This is a genomic window from Pontibacter sp. HSC-36F09 (assembly GCF_024171605.1).
Lineage (GTDB): Bacteria > Bacteroidota > Bacteroidia > Cytophagales > Hymenobacteraceae > Pontibacter.
Genome location: NZ_JALKAA010000002.1, coordinates 693039 through 712467, shown reverse-complemented (window position 1 = coordinate 712467; position 19429 = coordinate 693039). Strand labels below are relative to the sequence as shown.

General features: G+C 51.2%; 10 protein-coding genes and 1 tRNA gene. 5 read left to right on the top strand and 6 right to left on the bottom strand.

Annotated elements, in window-relative coordinates:
- Positions 1 to 9: 9 nt before the first annotated feature.
- Positions 10 to 9537, bottom strand: coding sequence for an Ig-like domain-containing protein (locus tag L1278_RS09035; protein ID WP_253403050.1), 9528 nt, complete (start codon positions 9535 to 9537; stop codon positions 10 to 12).
- 575 nt (positions 9538 to 10112) lie between these two features.
- On the opposite strand from L1278_RS09035, the gene L1278_RS09030 reads away from it, so the two are divergent.
- Positions 10113 to 11561, top strand: coding sequence for a tetratricopeptide repeat protein (locus tag L1278_RS09030; RefSeq protein ID WP_253403048.1), 1449 nt, complete (start codon positions 10113 to 10115; stop codon positions 11559 to 11561).
- A gap of 71 nt (positions 11562 to 11632) precedes the next feature.
- Here the strand turns inward: L1278_RS09030 and L1278_RS09025 are convergent.
- The 4 genes from L1278_RS09025 to L1278_RS09010 form a co-directional block, all read right to left on the bottom strand.
- Positions 11633 to 11716 (bottom strand) — tRNA-Leu (locus tag L1278_RS09025).
- Positions 11717 to 11784: 68 nt separating this feature from the next.
- Complete coding sequence (gene hscB, locus L1278_RS09020; RefSeq protein ID WP_253403046.1) at positions 11785 to 12315, bottom strand: Fe-S protein assembly co-chaperone HscB; 531 nt, start codon at positions 12313 to 12315, stop codon at positions 11785 to 11787.
- A 137-nt stretch (positions 12316 to 12452) separates the two neighbouring features.
- Complete coding sequence (locus L1278_RS09015; RefSeq protein ID WP_253403044.1) at positions 12453 to 12743, bottom strand: putative quinol monooxygenase; 291 nt, start codon at positions 12741 to 12743, stop codon at positions 12453 to 12455.
- A 231-nt stretch (positions 12744 to 12974) separates the two neighbouring features.
- Entirely contained in the window at positions 12975 to 13751 is a 777-nt protein-coding gene (locus L1278_RS09010) for an S-adenosyl-l-methionine hydroxide adenosyltransferase family protein (RefSeq protein ID WP_253403042.1), read from the bottom strand.
- Positions 13752 to 13848: 97 nt separating this feature from the next.
- Here L1278_RS09010 and L1278_RS09005 point away from each other — a divergent pair, with 97 nt between their 5' ends.
- From L1278_RS09005 to L1278_RS08990, 4 genes are all read left to right on the top strand, one after another.
- Complete coding sequence (locus L1278_RS09005) at positions 13849 to 14877, top strand: PhoH family protein (protein ID WP_253403040.1); 1029 nt, start codon at positions 13849 to 13851, stop codon at positions 14875 to 14877.
- Positions 14878 to 14898: 21 nt separating this feature from the next.
- Positions 14899 to 15327: a GNAT family N-acetyltransferase gene (locus L1278_RS09000; RefSeq protein ID WP_253403038.1), complete on the top strand. Its 429-nt coding sequence runs from the start codon at positions 14899 to 14901 to the stop codon at positions 15325 to 15327.
- Positions 15327 to 17432, top strand: a complete 2106-nt coding sequence (locus tag L1278_RS08995; protein WP_253403036.1) for a ComEC/Rec2 family competence protein — start codon at positions 15327 to 15329, stop codon at positions 17430 to 17432. Before L1278_RS09000 ends, L1278_RS08995 begins: the two co-directional genes overlap by 1 nt.
- A 251-nt stretch (positions 17433 to 17683) precedes the next feature.
- Positions 17684 to 18010 (top strand): hypothetical protein, encoded by a 327-nt coding sequence (locus tag L1278_RS08990; protein WP_253403034.1) that lies wholly within the window; start codon positions 17684 to 17686, stop codon positions 18008 to 18010.
- Between the two features lie 17 nt (positions 18011 to 18027).
- Here L1278_RS08990 and L1278_RS08985 read toward each other — a convergent pair whose 3' ends face one another.
- Positions 18028 to 19359 (bottom strand): amidohydrolase family protein, encoded by a 1332-nt coding sequence (locus tag L1278_RS08985; RefSeq protein ID WP_253403032.1) that lies wholly within the window; start codon positions 19357 to 19359, stop codon positions 18028 to 18030.
- Positions 19360 to 19429 lie beyond the last annotated feature (70 nt).

The following is a 19429-nucleotide window of genomic DNA, read 5'->3' as shown; positions in this document are numbered from 1 at the left end:
GTTGCCGACTTATTTACCCAGGATGGTCACCACCCCGCGCTTCACCCAGTTGATGTCCTTCACTTCCACCGTGAAGAGGTAGCCCCCTTTCAGGATCTGCCCATTCGGACCGAGTCCGTCCCAGCCCTTCTCCGGATCATTCGTCTCGAACACGCGTACGCCCGAGCGGTCAAACACCTGGATGTAGACCTCGTTGTAGAACCTGAGTTCCGGAATGGTCCAGTTATCGTTGATGCCGTCACCGTTTGGAGAGAAGGCGTTGACGATCTTGAGTTGGTCCACCGTGCGGTCGTAAGCTTCCTTGGTTAAGGTAAAAGCCCGCTCGATCGTGTTCGCGTAAGGGTCAGTGCTGCGCACGCGGATGGTGAAGGTGGTCATACCTGACAGGCCCTTGTTGGATTTGAGGTATACCTGGTCGCCGCGGATCTCGAAGATCGCGTTGTGCGTGTCGCCCTCGCCGCTTGCCAGCGTATAGACAAATTCCGTGTCATCCGGGTCGGTGGTGGAGAGCGTGCCGATCACCTTGTCTGCCGTGGCTTCCGGCTTAAAGGTAGTGGCGCTGAAGGCCAGTGCCGTTGGCACTTTGTTGGGCTGTACTTCCACGGTCACTTTCGCTGTCAGGTTCTCCAGGTTAGTGGTCATTTCTTCCAGTTCCAGTATACCGGTCAGCACATAAGGTCCGGCCACAAGCCCGTTGTAGGCGCCGGCTTCCCAGCGTACTTTCACTTGCGCTGTCTCGCCGTTAGAGTAGGAAACGCCAACAGTAGCTGGCAGCGGCACCTGCGCAAAAGTAGTTCGGATTGGCACTTCGATCATATCGGGTGCTGTTACGGAAGCGATGTTGCGGGTAATTTTAATAACCTGTGCCGTTACTTCACCGCCCTTGTTTCCGGCCCTGTCCGTCAGGTATAGCCGCACGGTCAGTGTGCCATCCTGCAGTTCTTCCAGGTCAAGGTTTGCTATATCGAAGCTCTCCTCTGTCACCTCTCCCGTTCCTGATACTCCTGTACTTTCCTGACCACTGGTGATGTGGTAGGTATAGGTAGTACCCGGCTCAGCTCCGGAAAGCAGCAGCGCAATAGCCTCCAGGTTCGACACATCCACACGCGCAGCGCTCCAGGCTACTACGTAGCCGGCAGGTGCTGTACCGTCGTAAGTCAGGCTCAGCAGGTTTGAGGCTGTGTTACTGTTCGCTGCAGCATCAGCTACTTTGTTTTCGGCAACAGCTATACTTACCGCTCCGTCAACGGTCGGGGTCACGAGGGCGCTATACCTTGTTTCGCTCACTTTGGTGAGGTCAGTGGCTGCACCGTTTGTTACCCTGATATCGGCTAAGGCAAAGCCTGTTACCGGCTCACTGAACTCAATCGTCAGTGGTATAGCGGCATTGGTCAGGGCCGGAGCAGTGGTGGCAAGCGTAACCGCCGGACGGGATTTGTCATACTGCAGGCGTAACACATCAGAGGCCAGATTGCCGTTACCGGCTCTATCCTGTGCCACATCCTCAGCAACTTCTACAGCAACTTCCCCTTCTGTAGTTGGCGTGATGGTAGCCGTGTATACCTTGCTTGTTCCGGAAGGAGACAGCACGGCTATAGTCCCACCTTCTACTGAGATATCTTCCAGAGAGAAACCGGAAACCGGCTCGCTAAAGGTAAATACAACCTCAAAGGCAGCATTGATCGGGCTTTTCGCTTCTGTGCTCAGGACCAGGGTTGGTCTGGTGTCGTCGTACACTCTGGTTAAGGCGACCGCCTCCTTGTTGCCGTTACCGGCAGCATCGCGGGCCACATCAGCAGCCACAGCTATACCTACTTCACCATCGGCCAGCGGCGTTACCAGGGCTGTGTACACTGACGAGCTTACCGCTTTCAGGGCTGAGGCCAAGCCATTGGTCACCGTGATATCTCCCAGCTCAAAGCCTGTCACGGACTTGCTGAAGGAAAAGGTTACTTCAAATGGGGTCTTCACCACATCAGCCGCGGTTGTCGACAGCACCAGAACAGGCTGGCTCACATCGTAGCTTACCTGCAGTCGGTTGGAAGGCAGGTTGCCATTACCGAAAGCATCTTGTGTCTGATTCTCGGCTACGGCGACTGTCACCACACCATTTGAACTTGGTGTCACGAGGGCGGTGTATACCGTAGCGCTTTCCTTTGTCAGGTTGGAAACACTTCCGTTTTCTACCGTGATGTTGGTCAGCTCAAAGCTTTCCACTGCCCCGGAGAAGGTAAAGCGAGCTGTAAAGGCGGCATTGACAGGGCTGGTCACCGCTGTTGCCACTTCCACTGCTGGCCTTGTGTTGTTATAGAATCGGATGAGTTGTTCTGAAGCAAGGTTCAGGTTACCGGCTGCATCCTGCGCCACTCCGGCAGCGAGCGATACACGTACCTCTCCGTTCGTCTGCGGCATGATCTGCAGGGTATACTCCTTGTCACTCTCTACCGAGAAACCTGTCACCGTACCATTTACAACCGTTACATCAGCGGCTGTGAATCCGGTTACCGCTTCGCTGAATACGACAGTTACTTCGAAGGCTGCGTTCAGCCTCTCAGGTGCACCGGAGGTCAGCACGACGGTTGGTTGCGTCTTGTCGATGTTCAGTTTCAGGGTTGTGGGCGCTGTATTGCCGTTACCGGCAGCATCGCGGGCCACATTTTCATTCACGTTAATGATCACTTCACCTACGGCACCTGGCGTAACTCGGGCCGTGTATACCTGCGCTGAGACTTGCGTAAAGGCAGAAGCTGCTCCGTTGTTCACCGCAATATCGCTCACTTCAAATCCGCTCACTGCCGTGCTGAAAGTGAAGGTCACCTCAAAAGCAGCATTGGTCGGGTTGGTGGCGTTGGTGGACAGGGCAAGTGCCGGTCTGGTAGCATTGAAGGTTCTGGTTAACTTTTCAGAAGCAGTATTATCATTACTAGCAGCGTCCTGCGCTACACCGGCAGGCACCGAGAGTGTCACCAGTCCGTCTGCCGCAGGGCTTACCTCTATGGTATACAGCTTGTTATCTGCTGTCGTCAGACCTGAGAGCGTGGCGTTTGATACCGTTATATCCTGCGCTGCAAAATCTGTCACAGGCTCAGTGAACGTTATACTTACCTGGAAAGACCTGTTTAACGGGTCTGGAGCAGCGGTTGCCAGCACTACGGCAGGACGAACTGCGTCATAAACCCGGGTGAGTGTGTTAGATGGCAAGTTGCCGTTTGAGGCCTCATCCGTCGCTGCGTTGGCAGGAACCTGAGCTGCTACCTCACCAGTTGCCGCAGGGGTTACCAGCGCACTGTATCGTCGCCCGTCAACCTGGCTGAATCGGGTGAGTGTGCCGTTGGTAACGGCTATACCTGTAGCTGCAAATCCTGCAACGTCTTCACTAAACTCAATATTAATGGAGAATGCACTGTTGACAGGATCCGGAGCGCCCGTACTGAGTACCACAGCTGGTCGCAAGGTATCGTAGCGGCGCGTCAGCATATTGGAGGCGCCGCTGCCGTTGCCGGCCGCGTCCAGGGCCTTATCGGCTGCCACGCTTACCTGCACTTCTCCCTCCGCAGCAGGTATAACCCGTACGGTATAAGTTTTCGGATTGACTACCGCAAAATCAGCAGCCGCGCCATTGGTAATGGCAATATCACCTATCTCGAAACCGCTTACCTCCTTGCTGAAGGTGAAGGTCACGCTGAATGGTGCATTTACTGCAGCCGGTGCCGAAGAAGCGAGTAGCAAGGTAGGTTTGTCTGTATCAAAGTTTAATTTGAGCACGTTGGAAGCCTGGTTATCATTGCCTGCCTCGTCCCTGGCTTTGCCCGCTGCCACCGCTACGGTTACTTCGCCGTTTGAGGCAGGTGTAATAAGAGCGGTATAGGCTGTGGCACTCACTTTTACAAAATCAGAAGCTGCTCCGTTCGTAACGGTCACGTCCGTTAAATCAAAGCCTGCCACTGCTTCGGTAAAGGTGAACTGTGCCGTAAAGGCGGCGTTGACAGGGCTGGTAACAATGCTTGCTACCGTTACCTGTGGTCTTGCACTGTCGTAGCGTCGGGTTAGCTCGGCAGAAGCCAGGTTCTGATTGCCAGCCGAGTCGAGCGCTGCATTGTTGCTTATCTGTAGCTTCACCTCCCCGTCAGCAAGCGGGGTAATGCGTGCCGTATACTCATCGGCAGACATGGCCACCAGACGGGAGGTTGTTCCGTTTACAAGGGCTATACCTGTTTCGGCGAAGCCTATTACCGGTTCGCTGAACTTAATGGTTAAATCAAACGCACCATTCACAGTAGCCGGCGCCGGCGAAGCGAGGGCTACGGTAGGTCGGGTCTGGTCGAAAAACAACCATAAGGCGGAAGCAGCTTTATTTCCGTTTCCTGTTCTATCCCAGGCTACGTCCTCCAGCATGTTAATGATCACTGCTCCGTTTGCCTGGGGCGTAATCAGGGCTGTATATTCCTGTGCAGACACACTGGTAAAGGCGGAGGCAAGTCCATTGGATACTTCCAGATCTTCCACTGTAAAACCGGTCACCTCTTTGCTGAAGCGAATGGTAAGCGTAAAGGGTGCATTGGTAGGATCTGTTGCGTTTGTAGACAGCACCACCGTCGGCCTCTCGGCATCGTAACGCACCTTCAGAATATTGGAAGCGGTATTGTTGTTGCCGGCTGCGTCCTGCGCTTTTTCTGCTGCCACGCTCACGGCTACCTCACCGCTTGCTGCCGGCGTGATAAGCGCACTGTAGCGCCTGCCGTCTGTTACAGTCAGGTTGGAAGCCGTACCGTTTGCAACGATAATATCCGCCAGGTCAAAGCCGCTCACTTCCTCAGCAAAAGTGAAGCTCACGTCAAAAGGAGCGTTGGTCGGGTTCGGAGCTGTGGTAGCAACTACCAGTGTCGGTCCTGTATTGTCATACAGGGTACTGATGGTATTAGAGGCTGTGTTGCCATTGCCCGCGACATCAATTGCTGCACCAGCTGCTACGCTTACTTTTACTTCTCCTTCGGAGGAAGGCGTTATCGTTGCCTTGTATACCTTATTGTCTGCGGTCATCAGGTTGGAAGCCGTCGCATTCGTCACTATCAGATCTGCAAGTGAGAAACCGGTTACGGCTTTACTGAATGTGAAGGTTACTTCAAAAGACGTGTTGGTGGCCGCTCCCACACCGCTGGAGAGGGTGAGCGTGAGCGGCACATTGTCCAGTATGATTTGTGACTCTACCAGACGGATGTTGCCGGCTCCGTCGCGCAACTGCGCGTATACCTTGCGGTTGCCGTTGCCAGCAGGCAGGGTCCAGGTTTTGCTTGTCGCAAAAGACTGCCAGGCACTCCATGCAATATTATCGTTAGAGAAGCGCATGCTGGCTACACCAGTCAGCGCATCGGTTGCTGTAAGGCTCAGTGCAACCCCTGGGGAAGCGGTATGAGTGGCCCCGCCGTTGATGGCAAGCGTTCCGGTCGGCGATGTTCTGTCGAAGATAACGCTGCTGCCATTGGTGGTGCCGCTGACAGCTGTGCCCGCGTTGCCCGCCAGGTCCTGGTAGTTGATGGTGAAGGGAACCGTGCCCTCCGCATCTGTCGCAGTCAGGGTATAGGTGGCAATGTAGGTATTGGCAGCAGTGGCCGTTACCGTAGCCGTGTGTCCTGCGATGGTCACAGTTGGCGTGGCGATGGGCTCGGATGCTTCCAGGCGAAGCGTGACGATATCGTCTGCTTTTGCTTTCGTGACGTCGCTGTTAGACGAGGCAATGGTGACTGTTTGCAGCGTTGGCGCGACGGCGTCTACCCAAACATTGGCCGTAGAAGACACCCCGTTCAGCGTCAGGACCGCCGTGTTGCCAAAGGCGTCAGTTATTGTTCCGCCGTTCAGGGCAATGGCAGCAGACAGCGTGATGCCGTCCGTATCCAGATCGCCGGACTGCACGGTGTAGCGGAAACTCAGCGCTGAGGTGCCGGAGCCGCCCAGGTAATACGCCTGACGGGAAGATGTGCCTATGGTAAGGCCGATCGCTGGGGTTCCGCCCGGGGTATTTACTATGACGGCTTTACTGAAGTTCAACGTGAAGTCCAGTTGCTGTGCCTCCCTGTACGTACCATCGGCAGGCACTGAAACGGAGGTAATGGCTGGTGGGGTGGTGTTTATGGTATAAGACTGGCCGGAGGTATAACCTGAAGTGATCCCGTTATTGGCCAAATCCGTAATGCCTGTGCCACTCGCTTTTACATCCAGACGCAAGGTGCCGCTTCCGCTCACATTATTGACGACCACCTCAAATACCCTGTTGTCTCGCCAAATGACACGTTCTATGGTGCCTGTTGCCGTTCCCGTTTGAGTCAGAGCGAAATCCTCTGCATTTATGCCTGCCACGCGCTCGCTGAAAGTGACCAGGTAAATAAGCGTTGTGGCGCTGGTGGTGGCCTCTGTAGGGTTAAAGCGGGTGATACTCGTTACGACCGGTGCCGTCAGGTCGACCGTCCAGGTATGGGACACCGGCTGACTTACGTTTCCGGCTAGATCTGTTGCTCGCACCTGGAAGGTATGCGTGCCTTCGCTTATATCCCTAAGATTATGAGGTGAGGTAGCGGAGGTAAAGGCGCTGCCATCCATGCTTACCTGATAGGTATCGCCAGGCTCGCTGCTCGCAAAACCAAAATAAGTTGAATTAGAATTAGTCAGGACAGAAGGAACACTGGAGAAGGAGGCGATAGGCGCCGTTGTATCGATGATGTACGCCTGGCCAGAGGTATAGGCGGCACGCACGTTCGGCGTCACACCTGCCAGACTTGTAAAGTCGAGGCGCAGGGTGCCGTCTCCCCTCACGTCATTGACCTGCACCGTATAGCTGGTACCAGAGCCAGTTACGGATCCTATCGTACGGGCCACAGTACCAGTGGTAGTCAGGGAGAAGTCAGCGGCATCCACACCGGTTACCGGTTCAGCAAAAGTGACGGCATAGCGCAGGCTGCTTGCGTTGGTGGGGTTTCTGTCCAGCAGGGTAATGGATGCCACGGTAGTAGAAGGCGTAAGCACCGAAATGATCACGGTGGCGGTATTGCTCAGTGCAGCACCGTCAGAGGCCTTGTAGGTGAATGAGTCTGAAGAGGAGGCGGAACCATTGTGGGTATAGGTAAAGCTTCCGTTTGCATTCAGGGTCAGTGTGCCATGTGTCGGGCCACTCACCATAGTTACAGTCAGGGTTGCTCCCTCGGCATCGGTGTCGTTGCCGAGCAGGCCGGGTGCAGGTACAGTCAACGTTTGGCCGCGGTTTACCGAATAGTTATCGTTGACGGCCACCGGGGCCGTGTTTGCCGGTTGCGTAATGGTAATCGTACGGCTCGCAGTACACCCGTTGGCATCCGTCACCACCACCATATACACGCCGGCACGTAACCCTGTTGCAATGGCGGCTGTCCCCCCGTACGGGCTCCAGGAATAGGCATAAGGTGCCACGCCACCAGCTGGTGAGACAGCAGCCTGGCCATCGGCTCCGCCATATTGCGAAACATTGATTTGGGAAGTACTAGTTCTTAATGCGCTAGGCTGCATAATTTTGGCAACAGCCGTGGCAGTATTCCCCAGGGCATCTCTAACGGTAACGGTATAGTTACCTGCAGCAAGCATCGTGGCCGTTGGCGAAGTTCCACCACCAGTACCCCAGGAATAGGTATAAGGTGCCAGTCCGCCAGCTGCCGTTACAGTAGCCTGCCCATTGGCTCCGCCATTACAACTCACATGACTCAGCGAGGTGATAGAGGCCGTTAGCGGCGGGGCCAATGTATATACCTGGCCGGAGGTATAGGCATAAGTGAGTACGTTGCCGACCGCATCCTTAATACCGGAACCACTCTTCAGATCCAGGCGCAGCGTGCCGGCTCCACTAATGCCGGAGACAGTTACCTCGTATCGCTCTCCCGATCCGCTTACACCTGCAATGGTACCGCTTGCCGTTGCTGTACTTACCAGGGAGAAATCATCTGTACTTACGCCCATAACGGACTCCCTGAAGGAAACCTGGTAAGTAACAGTGCTGGCGTTGGTAGTTGCTGTTGCCGGGTTGTGGCGGGTGATGCTTGTCACGACCGGAGCTGTCAGGTCGACCGTCCAGGTATAGGAGGCAGGTGTAGGATCCACATTTCCGGCCATATCCACAGCCTGCACTTGTAGGGTGTGCGTACCTTCGCTTAACCCCGTCAACGTAAGTGGCGTGGCAGCGGAGGTAAACGGGCTGCCATCCACACTTACTTGAAAGTTGTTGCCAGCCTCGCTGCTTGTTAAGTTAAAGGTGCCGCTGGTTGCGTTCGTAAGAGCAGCTGGGCTAGCGATTATGGTAGTGTTAGGCGCCGTTGTATCTATCCTCACATCTAAGAAGGCTGAAGCGGGGCTTTGATTTCCTGCCCCATCTTCCGCTCTTGCCGTAATGGTACGGGCTCCATCTGGCAGGGTACTGCTTGTTACTGACCAGTTACCAGCGCCGTCGGCAGTGGAAGTGCCCACCAGGGTATATCCAGCATATAGATTAATCGTAGTATTAGGAGTTGCCGTTCCGGTAAAAGTCGGCGTGTTATCGTTGGTGATGTTATCGCTATTGCTCTGCCCTGTATCGCTTGCGCTTGCCAGGTCGGGGGTGGAAGGTGCTACCGGTGGAGCAGCAGCCCGCGTCACTGTAACGGTATAGGATTTGGTCGTACCATCCTGTGCCCTTACTAAAACAGTTATAGTGTTGGCGCCAACATACAGATTAACTGGTATGGAAGTAACGCCACTAGTCAGCTCAGTTCCGTTTACACTAACAGTTGCATTAGCATCAGCTTTGACAGGCGTAACTGAAACCGAAGTTACTGTATTGGCTACGCTTGCTGTGTAAGCGGTTGTGCCGGCTTGAAAAGCCGGCGACAAAGAACCCTGTGATAAAGTCAGGTTTGATAGATTTGCATTACTGGATAAGGGTGCACCAATATTCCCTACAACCAGGTCGTCGAGGTTTAAGGTATGAAGTCCTGAAAAGAAAAGAGTAACTGAGCTAACCTCCACATTTTTTGAAAGCGCCAGCCCCTGCTGGTTTCGTTCATTAAATTTATCCTGCGGCAGACTGCTCCCGGTATAGGTTACAGTTAAGTGAGGCGGTGTATAACTACCGCCGAAGCAATCGTAACTCATCCAAAGACCATAGAACTTAAAATTCTGGTTATCCTTGCGTTTGATGGTTACCTGGGTTGTAGACGCTGTACTATAATAAAGGCTTGCACTGTTATTAGCGCCTCCATTGCCTCTGTTCTCCCAGCTGCCATTACCACTTTGGGTTAACTCATATTCCACACCTCCGACAGAGATGGTGGCAGTAGTATTCCAGGGCCAGGAGGCTGAATAACCACTTAAGGCTGCCGGAGTAGAGAAATCGTGGGTATACTGACTCTGGGCATGGGCATTATGCGATAGAAAGAACCCTCCACAGAAGATAAGCAAGAGCGGCAGCGTCTTCAAAAGTACTTTGAAAACATCATAGACTTTACCGCTCCTTTTCGAGGTGGAGAAAGCAGTGTTGGATTTCATGAATTGGCTGGGTTGGAAGAATTTATACTGATACAGCATCAGTATTTTCCCAGCAAATTTATGTGCTTCCTATATATTCTAATAACTATACTTATATTACATTAGAAAATTATAATATTTAAAAACCACTCGCTTTTTCATTCATAAGTGATAAATCCATAAGTATTAATACTTACAGATCTTCAAAATCTTTGTCTCTCGCGTTTGAATGATGTTTTAACAGAGAAAGCATTCATCATCACCCCCAAACTGCTAAAACAATTCTCCTATAATTCCAAAGTGAGCACAAACTGAATATTCTTTAAAAAATATATAAATCAGTTATTAACACCACACTATACCTTGAGAATGAGGAAGATAGAGGCAAGAAGAGTGCTGCAGACTATCATATTGCAGAATCTGCAGAAGTAGTTTCATCCAACATCTATGGATTGTCCAGTACAGCTAATAAGCTCAATGGTAAGGTATGGGAAGGTGGCTGTGGCTCAATCACTCTAAAAAACATCCCCTGAGAACAAAAAATCTTTATTAGAATTTATATATATTTAACAGAACTACTAAAAAATTTACATAGTATGAGAAGTATCATAGTGCTGCTGTTTATTTTTTTTATAGCAGTATCGCCTGCAAATGCGCAGAGTTACACCAAGTCTGACTCCTGGGAAATTAACTATAGTGAAGCGCAGTTCGCATTAGAAAATGCTGAGTATTCTATAGCTTTTGAAAAAGCAATTGCTGCAGAAAGGCTTTTGAAAGAATGGAATTCCGAGGTTGCTTTAGTGAAAATACATGCACTTCACAACCTCACTCAAAATAATGACTACGTAGATATCGCCCTAAATGACTCCTTACTAATTGAAGTAGATAACTACATCAAGTTTAACAATGGTGAGGAAGAAAACCAGAAGGTTGTTGTACAACTTAATACTGCACTAAAAGCGCTTCCAATGTATATTAAAGGTAACTCTGCTAAAACGGAAGAGATGTATGAGGCAGCGATGCAGTATTACTTTAAAGCTGCTGAAATGGGACTATCAAACGCAATGCTTCAGATTGGTCGGCTATATTCAGAAGGGTTAGGTGTCGACCAAAGTGCTAAACAAGGAATCAAGTGGTATTTAGCAGCAGCAGAGAAAGGTAATTCAGATGCAATGCTTATTACTGGAATTTGGTATAGTAGAGGTATAGGCGTAGAGGCAGACGCTGCTGAAGGATTAAGATGGTATAGAATAGCTGCAGAAAAGGGAAACTTAAACGCTATGGCTAATTTAGGAATTGCCTACTTAATGGGGCGCGGGACAGAGGTAGACTACAAAGAAGCCTTAAAATGGTCTTTGCGAGCCTCCGATAACGGTAATGTAGGTGCTTTTCACAACTTAGGAGTTCTTTATGCCAACGGTCTGGGAGTTGATAAAGATTATACACAAGCAATTGAGTGGTATGAAAAGGCTGCTGAGGAGGGGTTTGCGGATTCAATGATTAACTTAGGTAACATTTATTCTAGAGGTGGCCATGGTGTCATAGAAGATCAGCATGTTGCCATGAATTGGTATCTAAAAGCAGCTGATCAGGGAATTGCGGCAGCGATGCACAACATAGCTTCAATGTACGTTAAAGGGCATGGTGTCAGTGCTGACTACCGTGAAGGGCTTGAGTGGTATAAAAAGAGCGCTGCCTTAGGAGAGGCAAGATCTATGCATGCAGTTGGATTCATGTATTTAGATGGTAAAGCAGTAAAAAGAAACTATACAACGGCCAGAGAGTGGTTTTTGCAAGCAGCAGAAAAAGGCAATGCAGATTCAATGGTAAACATAGGAATCTTTTATACCGAAGGTAAAGGTGTTAAGAAAAACTATAGAGTTGCTTTAGAGTGGTATCAAAAAGCGGCCGAAATGGGAAACGTTCAAGGAATGTTATATATAGCGAAGCTTTATGAAATGGGTGGCAAAGGCATTAGAAAGGACAAAGATCTTGCTGAACAATGGCGCCAAAGAGCAGAAAATCTAAAAAATGTAGAATCCTAGAGATTGTGCCAGTATTTATGCCCCTATAAACAACAAAACCCACTGACAATCAGTGGGTTTTGTTGTTTCTGTACCTTGGGCCGGAGTCGAACCGGCACGAGTGTAACCTCACAGGTGTTTGAGACCAGCGCGTCTACCAATTCCGCCACCAAGGCATTTTGTTCTGACCGGTTTCAGGTATAGTACCTTGGGCCGGAGTCGAACTGCAATCCCTGATCGACTATCAGGAACGGGTTGCAAACTTAGATAAAGTTTCCTGAATACGCAACAAATATTTTTTCTTCAAATAGTAGGTTTTAACCTCCTGCAGGGCCTCTTCTTTGGTAACTCCATAAAGCTCAGGGTATCGCTGCAGCACCGGCAATATATCATTTTCCAGCTGTGCCATGGCACCGGTGCTCTTCTCTCCTATTTCGTGCAGTTTGGCGGCATCGAAGTCGAACTCCAGCTCCATCAGCTCCTCATTCAGCTCCATCATTTCCATCAGGAAATCGCCGGGTAGTTCGTTTTTGCCTTCCTCCAGTATACCATGCTCTTTCAGGATGTATTGCATGCGCAGGTCGGCATCGCCGAGGGTACGATAGGCGTTGGTGTTGAGTGTGGAAAGCTCCAGTATCTTCTGCTGTGTGCCCTGGTCTTCGTTGGCATAAAAGTCCGGGTGATACTCGCGGCTCAGTTCGTAATAGCGACGCTTGATCGCTTTCTCGTCCGGCAAAAAACTCTCAGGTATATGGTATAGCTCGAAGTAATTCATTTTTTACAGTTAACAGTTAGCAATAAACAGTTATCAGGTATACGTAGCAAAGGTACAGGAAAAGCAGTTGGATTGTTTAAACTGTCAAAAACATCACGGCTATACCTGCAAATTGTTTACGGGTAACTGATCACGGTTTAAATGTTCACTGCCACATTCGACCAGGCCTGCGGTTTGTCGGCAAAAAGGGCTTTGGTGGCTTTCCATACCTGACCAAAAAGTGCAGAGTCGCGGTAGTTATTGAGGTCTTCCTCGGAGTCCCAGAGGCTGTAGGTGCTGTAGATATTCGGGTGGTTGAGGTCCTGCAGCAGCTCTACATGGTTGCAGCCCTCAAAGGCCCTGATCTTGTCTTTGGAATTGCGGAAAATCTCCAGAAAATCATCTGTCTTCTCCGGCTGAAAGGTCATGCGTACAATGCGAATAAGCATAGCTTGATTTTTGATTGAGTGAATGAGTGATTGAGTGAATTGTTATTTTCTTAATCACTCAAACCAAATAGGCACACAAAGGTATGGCTTATGCCATAAACTCCAGAACCCATTTCATGTAGAAGTGTAAGATCCCCACCGATTCTCCCCATCAATCAACCCCCAAATCAAGAAACTCACTCATTTACACAATCACTCATACACTCAATCACTCATCCACTCATTCCAAAACTAAGCCCCCGGGTAAAACCGCACATCAACCTGCGAGTCGAAGCCGAGGCCGAGCAGTTCGGCGGCGTTGCCTTTGTTGATGCCGATGCAGAGCTGGCCGAGGTGATTGTAAAGGCAGCAGCAATCGCCGTCTTCTACCTGAGTATAGTTCTGGTGGATGCGACCAACCGTTTCGCGGCCAAAGTGCACGGTATAGGTACGGCCATGCGCAATGGTTTCCACACTGTCTTTGGTAATGTTGGTGATCAGGTTGCCGTAGCGGTCCACATGAATGACGTGCCCTGTTACAGCGTGGTCGTTGAGGCGCAACTGGCGGTTAAGCAGTTGCTTGTAGCTGGTAGTGCGCTCGCCCAGCACATCAATATCGCCACCTTTTGCCAGGAAGAGTGCGGCAGGAGCCAGCAGTTCTTTGGCCGGGAAAGGCAGCACAGCCTCATCGGTTTGCAGCTCTACCACAATTTCGGCCTGCCCGTCGGTGAGCAGGGAAAGCAACCCGTTGTCAGCCAGCAAAAAGTAGTGTCCTTTGTATTTCGCAGCATGATATTTGCCCTGTTTGCAACCGTGCGTATCTACGGCGATCAGGTGCACAGTGCCTTCCGGAAATTCACGGAAAACGGAGCCGATCACGTATTCGGCCTGCGGAATGTTGAACGGATCGATGCCATGCGAAATGTCCACGATACGGGCCTGTGGCTGCAGCGACAGCATGGCGGCCTTAACAGCAGCCGCATAATGGTCGGTATAACCAAAGTCGGAGGTGAATGTAATTACAGCCATAGAGCGAACTATAATTTAAGTAGATTTGTCATCATATTGTAACAATTTTAGCTAATTTACAGAATATATTACCAACGTACTATATAAGCTTAAACATTTGGTAGAGAAAGTAATAACATTAGAGAATATCTCTCTTATCGATTTTCTGGGGACAGAGAATCAGAATATCAAGCAGCTTGCAGCCGCATTTCCGAGCAGCAAGATCATATCCAGAGGCAACGAAATCAAAATTCAGGGGCAAACGCCCGAGATAACTAAAATACACGAGATCCTTTCTTCGCTGATCGATCACTATCACAAGTTCGGGAAGATTACGCATAACAGCGTAAATAGATACCTTTCATCTGACTCTTTTACGGAGGAAGATGTAATCGTCACTTCGCCGGACGTGATTGTATATGGCAGCAAGGGCGGCATTATCAAAGCCAAGACGCCTAACCAGAAAAAACTGGTAGACCTGGTGGAGAACAATGACCTGGTGTTTGCGCTGGGGCCTGCGGGTACCGGCAAAACGTATATCTCGGTGGCTATGGCTGTGCGCGCGCTCAAGAACAAAGAGGTAAAGAAGATCATCATCTCCCGCCCTGTGGTGGAAGCCGGCGAAAACCTGGGCTTTCTGCCAGGCGACATGAAGGAGAAGGTGGACCCATATCTGCGCCCGATCTACGACGCCCTGGAGGACATGATCCCGATGGAAAAGCTCAAATACTATCAGGAAAGCAAGATAATTGAGATCGCACCGCTGGCTTACATGCGTGGCCGTACCCTGAGCAATGCCTTTGTGTTGCTGGACGAGGCGCAGAACACCACGCCGGCGCAGATCAAGATGTTCCTGACCCGTATGGGCCCTACCTCGAAGGTCATGATCAACGGCGACCGTTCGCAGATCGACTTGCCGCATCGCCAGAAATCCGGCCTTATTGATGCCCTGCATACCTTGCGCGATATCAAAGGGATCGGTTTCATCGAAATGCAGCCGGAAGACGTAATGCGTCACCGCTTGGTGCGCGACATCGTGGAGGCCTATACCAAAGCAGACGAGGATCGGCAAACCGCCAGACTCGAGGCTGAAGCCGCTGAAGAAGGCACTCCCGTGAGCGTGAATGGCCGCAAAAGAAAGGTATAGCAGCTGATCGGATAACACAAGATGATTGAGGTAATACGTGCTGAACGTGAGCAGGATAGGTCTGCCGCGTTCAGCATACGTGAACAGGTTTTTGTAGAAGAGCAGCAGGTGCCCCGTGAGGCGGAACGTGACCAGTTTGAGTCCACGGCCCGTCACTACCTGGCTACCTGTGAGGGTATACCCTGCGGCGCTGCCCGCTGGCGCCAGACGGAGCAAGGTATAAAACTGGAGCGCTTTGCCGTGCTGGCTGACTACCGCAACCGACAGGTAGGTGCCGCGCTGTTGCAGGCCGTACTGCAGGATGTGCAGTCCGACCATGCCTACAGCAAGGTATACCTGAACGCACAGCTGCTGGCCGTTAACTTCTACAAGCGCCACGGCTTCGTGGCCGAAGGCAATATGTTCACGGAGTGCGATATACAGCACTACAAAATGGTCTTTAAGGGCTGATGAAACGGTGGGCTCCCTACCCTTTTGTTCGCATTGTTCTTAGCTTTATAGCAGGTATACTCGTGTACCTGTACAAAGGCAAAGAGTTCAGGTATAGCCCTGAGCTCTTTGCCTTTTTTGTTGCCCTATACCTGGTGCTATACCTTGTCGCACGCCGGTTGAAATCCGTAGAAGCCAACACACTGGCAGGTATAGCCGGGCTGTTTTGCTTTGTTGCCGGCGGCATGTGGGTCACGCATCAGCATACCGAAGTGCACCGCCCGCTGCACCTGAGCAAGCTTTCTGCTACGCCCGCTTACTATGTTGGTGTCGTGGATGATTACGTGGTGCAGAAACCCGGCTACCAGAACACGGTGCTGCAAATAGAACAGGTGCAGGTAAACGGCCAGTGGCAAGTTGCAGAGGGCAAAGTGCAGCTCTCCGTGCCACATGACTCTAAGCGGGAGTATGAAGTAAGTTATGGCGACCGGCTGCTGATAAAAGGCGCGCCTCTGCTTGTGGCACCACCTGCCAACCCCAACCAATTCGACTACCGTCAGTACCTGGCCAACAAACAGGTATACCACCGCCATTTTTTGCAGCCGCAGCAGTACCAGTTCATAGGCTCCGATCCGCCGAATCCGGTCCTACACTACAGCATTCAACTTCGTCGCAAACTGGACGTGCTGCTGAAAGAATCTATAGAAGAGCGTCGCGAATATGGCATTTCCTCGGCGTTGCTGCTGGGTGTAAAAGACGAACTGGATAACGAGATTCTGCAGGTATACAACAACACCGGCACTACGCACGTGCTGGCCGTATCGGGACTACACGTGGGCCTGATCTACAGTGTGCTGATGTTGTTTCTGGTGTATGTGAACCGCACCCGCCGCCAAAAAATAGTTGTAGCTGCTTTCTTGATCGCTTTTCTGTGGATGTATGCCTTTATCACGGGTCTTTCTCCCTCAGTACTCCGGGCTGTGGTCATGTTCAGTTTGGTAACGGTAGCGCGCACCATCAGCCGCCGCCCCAACATCTACAATACACTAGGTATAGCGGCCTTTTTCCTGCTGCTCTACGAACCTTACTACCTGCTGGACGTCGGGTTTCAGCTCTCCTTCCTGGCCGTACTCGGCATCGTATACCTGCAGCCTTTGCTCTACAAGATCGTGACATTTGATAACTGGCTGCTGGATAAGGTCTGGGCTTTGTCTACGATTTCGGTAGCCGCGCAACTCATCACCTTCCCGCTGGGCTTGCTATATTTCCACCAGTTCCCGGTCTACTTCTGGTTGGCTAACCTGGTCGTCGTGCCGCTTTCTACCCTGGCGCTGTATACCGGTGTGGCAGCCCTGGCCTTCTCGTGGGTGCCTTTTCTGTCGTACCTGGCGTTCCAATCCCATTTTTGGTCCATCTGGTTCATGAACGAATTCACCATACGGGTGCACCAGCTTCCGGAGGCCCTGATAAATGGCATCGATATCAGCTATACCCAAGCCTGGCTGCTTTATGCCCTGATGCTCCTCATCATTCTATTTTTCTCGTACAAAAAACTCCGCTACTTTGCTTTGGCTACTGTTGTGGTGGCCATGCTGGCGGTTCAGGAAATTATAGAAATAAGCTCGCAGCGCAACCAACGTAGTTTAGTGGTCTACAACATGCGCAATGCCACTGCGCTCAGCTTTGTACGCGGACAGCAGGGAGCAGTATTAAGCGACCAACCGCTGGCGCCACAGAACTATACCTTCAATATTCAGCCCTACCTGTGGCACAAAGGTGTGCAACAAGCCAATACCTATACCTTCACAGATGCTTCAACTACAGGTATAAGCCACGTGATACTACCTGACAACAACAGTCTGCTTGTTTGGCAGGGCAAGCGCCTGCTCGTGGTTTCGAAACCGATCAAAGTGCAGCCACTCCCCGATTTTGAAGTTGATTACCTGCTGATCACCCAAAACGTGCGAATAAAGCCCGAGGAACTGCAGCCCTTCCGCTTCAAACAGTTAGTACTCGACGCCTCCAATGCCCCCTGGTACCTGCAGCGATTAAGGCCACAACTGGCAGAGGCAGGTATAGCGTTTTATGATGTGACGGAGTTAGGGGCGTTGGTGGTGGAGTTGTAGCAGAGGTCTATCTCAGGGTTTTTGATAAGATTTTCCGGCACGCTTAACATCCCCCTGCCCCCTTCAAAGGGGGACTTTCCTGCCGTTGCGAATTTATAAGTATAAGCGTTGTAGTTATTGTATCAGCACGCTTGCAGGTATAGCAAGAGTAACTTGCCCCTTAGGCTATGAAACAAATTTCCTGAGCCAGGTGCACTTAAATGACTACCCACTGTTTGAGCGTTCAGCGAGTTTGGGGAGTCTTGACTTTTTTGCCTTCTTTTTGTGTCAATACAAAAAGAAGGTGCCCGCCGCACAGGCGAAGCAATGCAACGAAACTATTTGCTATACCTGCAAAAGCCGCCGCTACGCCAGTTAAAAACTGGTCCTATGCAAAACCACATTCCCGCTATACCTATACCTATACCTATACCTATACCTATACCTATACCTATACCTATACCTATACCTATACCTATACCCGGGCCAGAGGCCCCACTATCGTAGACACGAACGTGGACGCTCGCGCCATCACAGCACCTGCGATAGCAACAAAAACAAAAAGCGCCGCCTCAACCGGGCAGCGCTCTTTCGTTTAAGGTGAGAGTGTAAAATTTTATTTCTGAGCTTTTGGACCTGCAGTAGCAGGCTGCTCTGTCCGGTACTTGCCGTTGAACTTCTCGTAGAGGTACTTCTGCTTGTCGTTCAGGTCGATCTTGCGGCCCTGGATGAAGGCGTGCGTTACATTGTTGGTGCGCATATCCAGGATATCACCGGCGGAAACTACGATGGTCGCGTCTTTGCCTACTTCAACAGAACCTACCTGCTGGTCTACGCCCAGGATTTTGGCCGTGTTGAGGGTGATCGCAGCCAGTGCCTGCTCCTTGTCAAGACCGTGGGCCACCGCTGTACCGGCTATAAAAGGCAGATTACGGATACCGTGTGTGCTCAGGTCATAGTCCAAAGCGAAAGGGATACCGGCCTGCTGCAACAGGAATGGCGTTTTGTATGGCATGTCCACATCCTCGTCAGAACGGGAGGGCAGAGCATGTACGCCAGAATAGATCACGGCAATGTTATTAGCTTTCAGGAAATCGGCTACGGCAACTGCGTCGCGGGCACCTACTACTACGATGTCCTTCACGCCGTGCTGCTTCACGAAGTTCACTCCTTCAATGATCTCCTTGCCATAGTTGGCGTGCAGGTATAGCTTTTTAGAGCCGTCGAATAAACCTGTCAGCGAGGAGAGTTTCAGGTTCTCTCTTTCGTTTTTGGCCTGCTTGTACACTGAAGCGTCTCGCAGCAACTGACCCAGTTCGACAATGGCCTGCTCGCGGTTCTGGCCCATGCTGGCCATGCGCGGGTTAGGCGCCATACCTGTGTTGATGATCATGTTCGGCCAGCTCAGGTGTATACCTATGTCGGCTTTCACAATGGCATCTTCCCAGTTCCAGGCGTCCAGTTGCACGACCGACGAAGAACCCGAAATCGTTCCGCCCACCGGCGTTACCTGCGTCATTAAAACGCCATTGGCACGTATGGTCGGGGCAATATCAGAGTCGGTATTGTAGGCTACCACAGCGCGCACGTTCGGGTTAAACTGCCCCACTTCACGCATATCCAGCGTAGCACGCACGCTCTCAATCTCGTTCAGACCAAGCTGTGAGTTCGGTTGGATCAGACCTGGATAAATGTGCTGCCCGGCCACGTCGATCACTTCGTGCCCGTTGCGGTTTGCGCCGCTTAGCGGACCTGCATAGGTGATCTTGCCATTGTCGAAACCAACGGCGGCGTTTTCTACCACCTTGCCGTTGCCCACGTGCAGGGTAGCACCTGTGAGCAGTACAGGCTTACTTTGCTTCGCGGCGGGCACCGGCACCTGCGCAAAGGCAGGCACGCTCAGCATAAGAGCCACGAAAGCGGAAATATATCTTGTGTGAATTTTCATCTTATTGATTGTTAGATTGCTGCATTGTTAAATTGTTAGTTCGCTTGCGATTTTCACAATCCCCAAACAG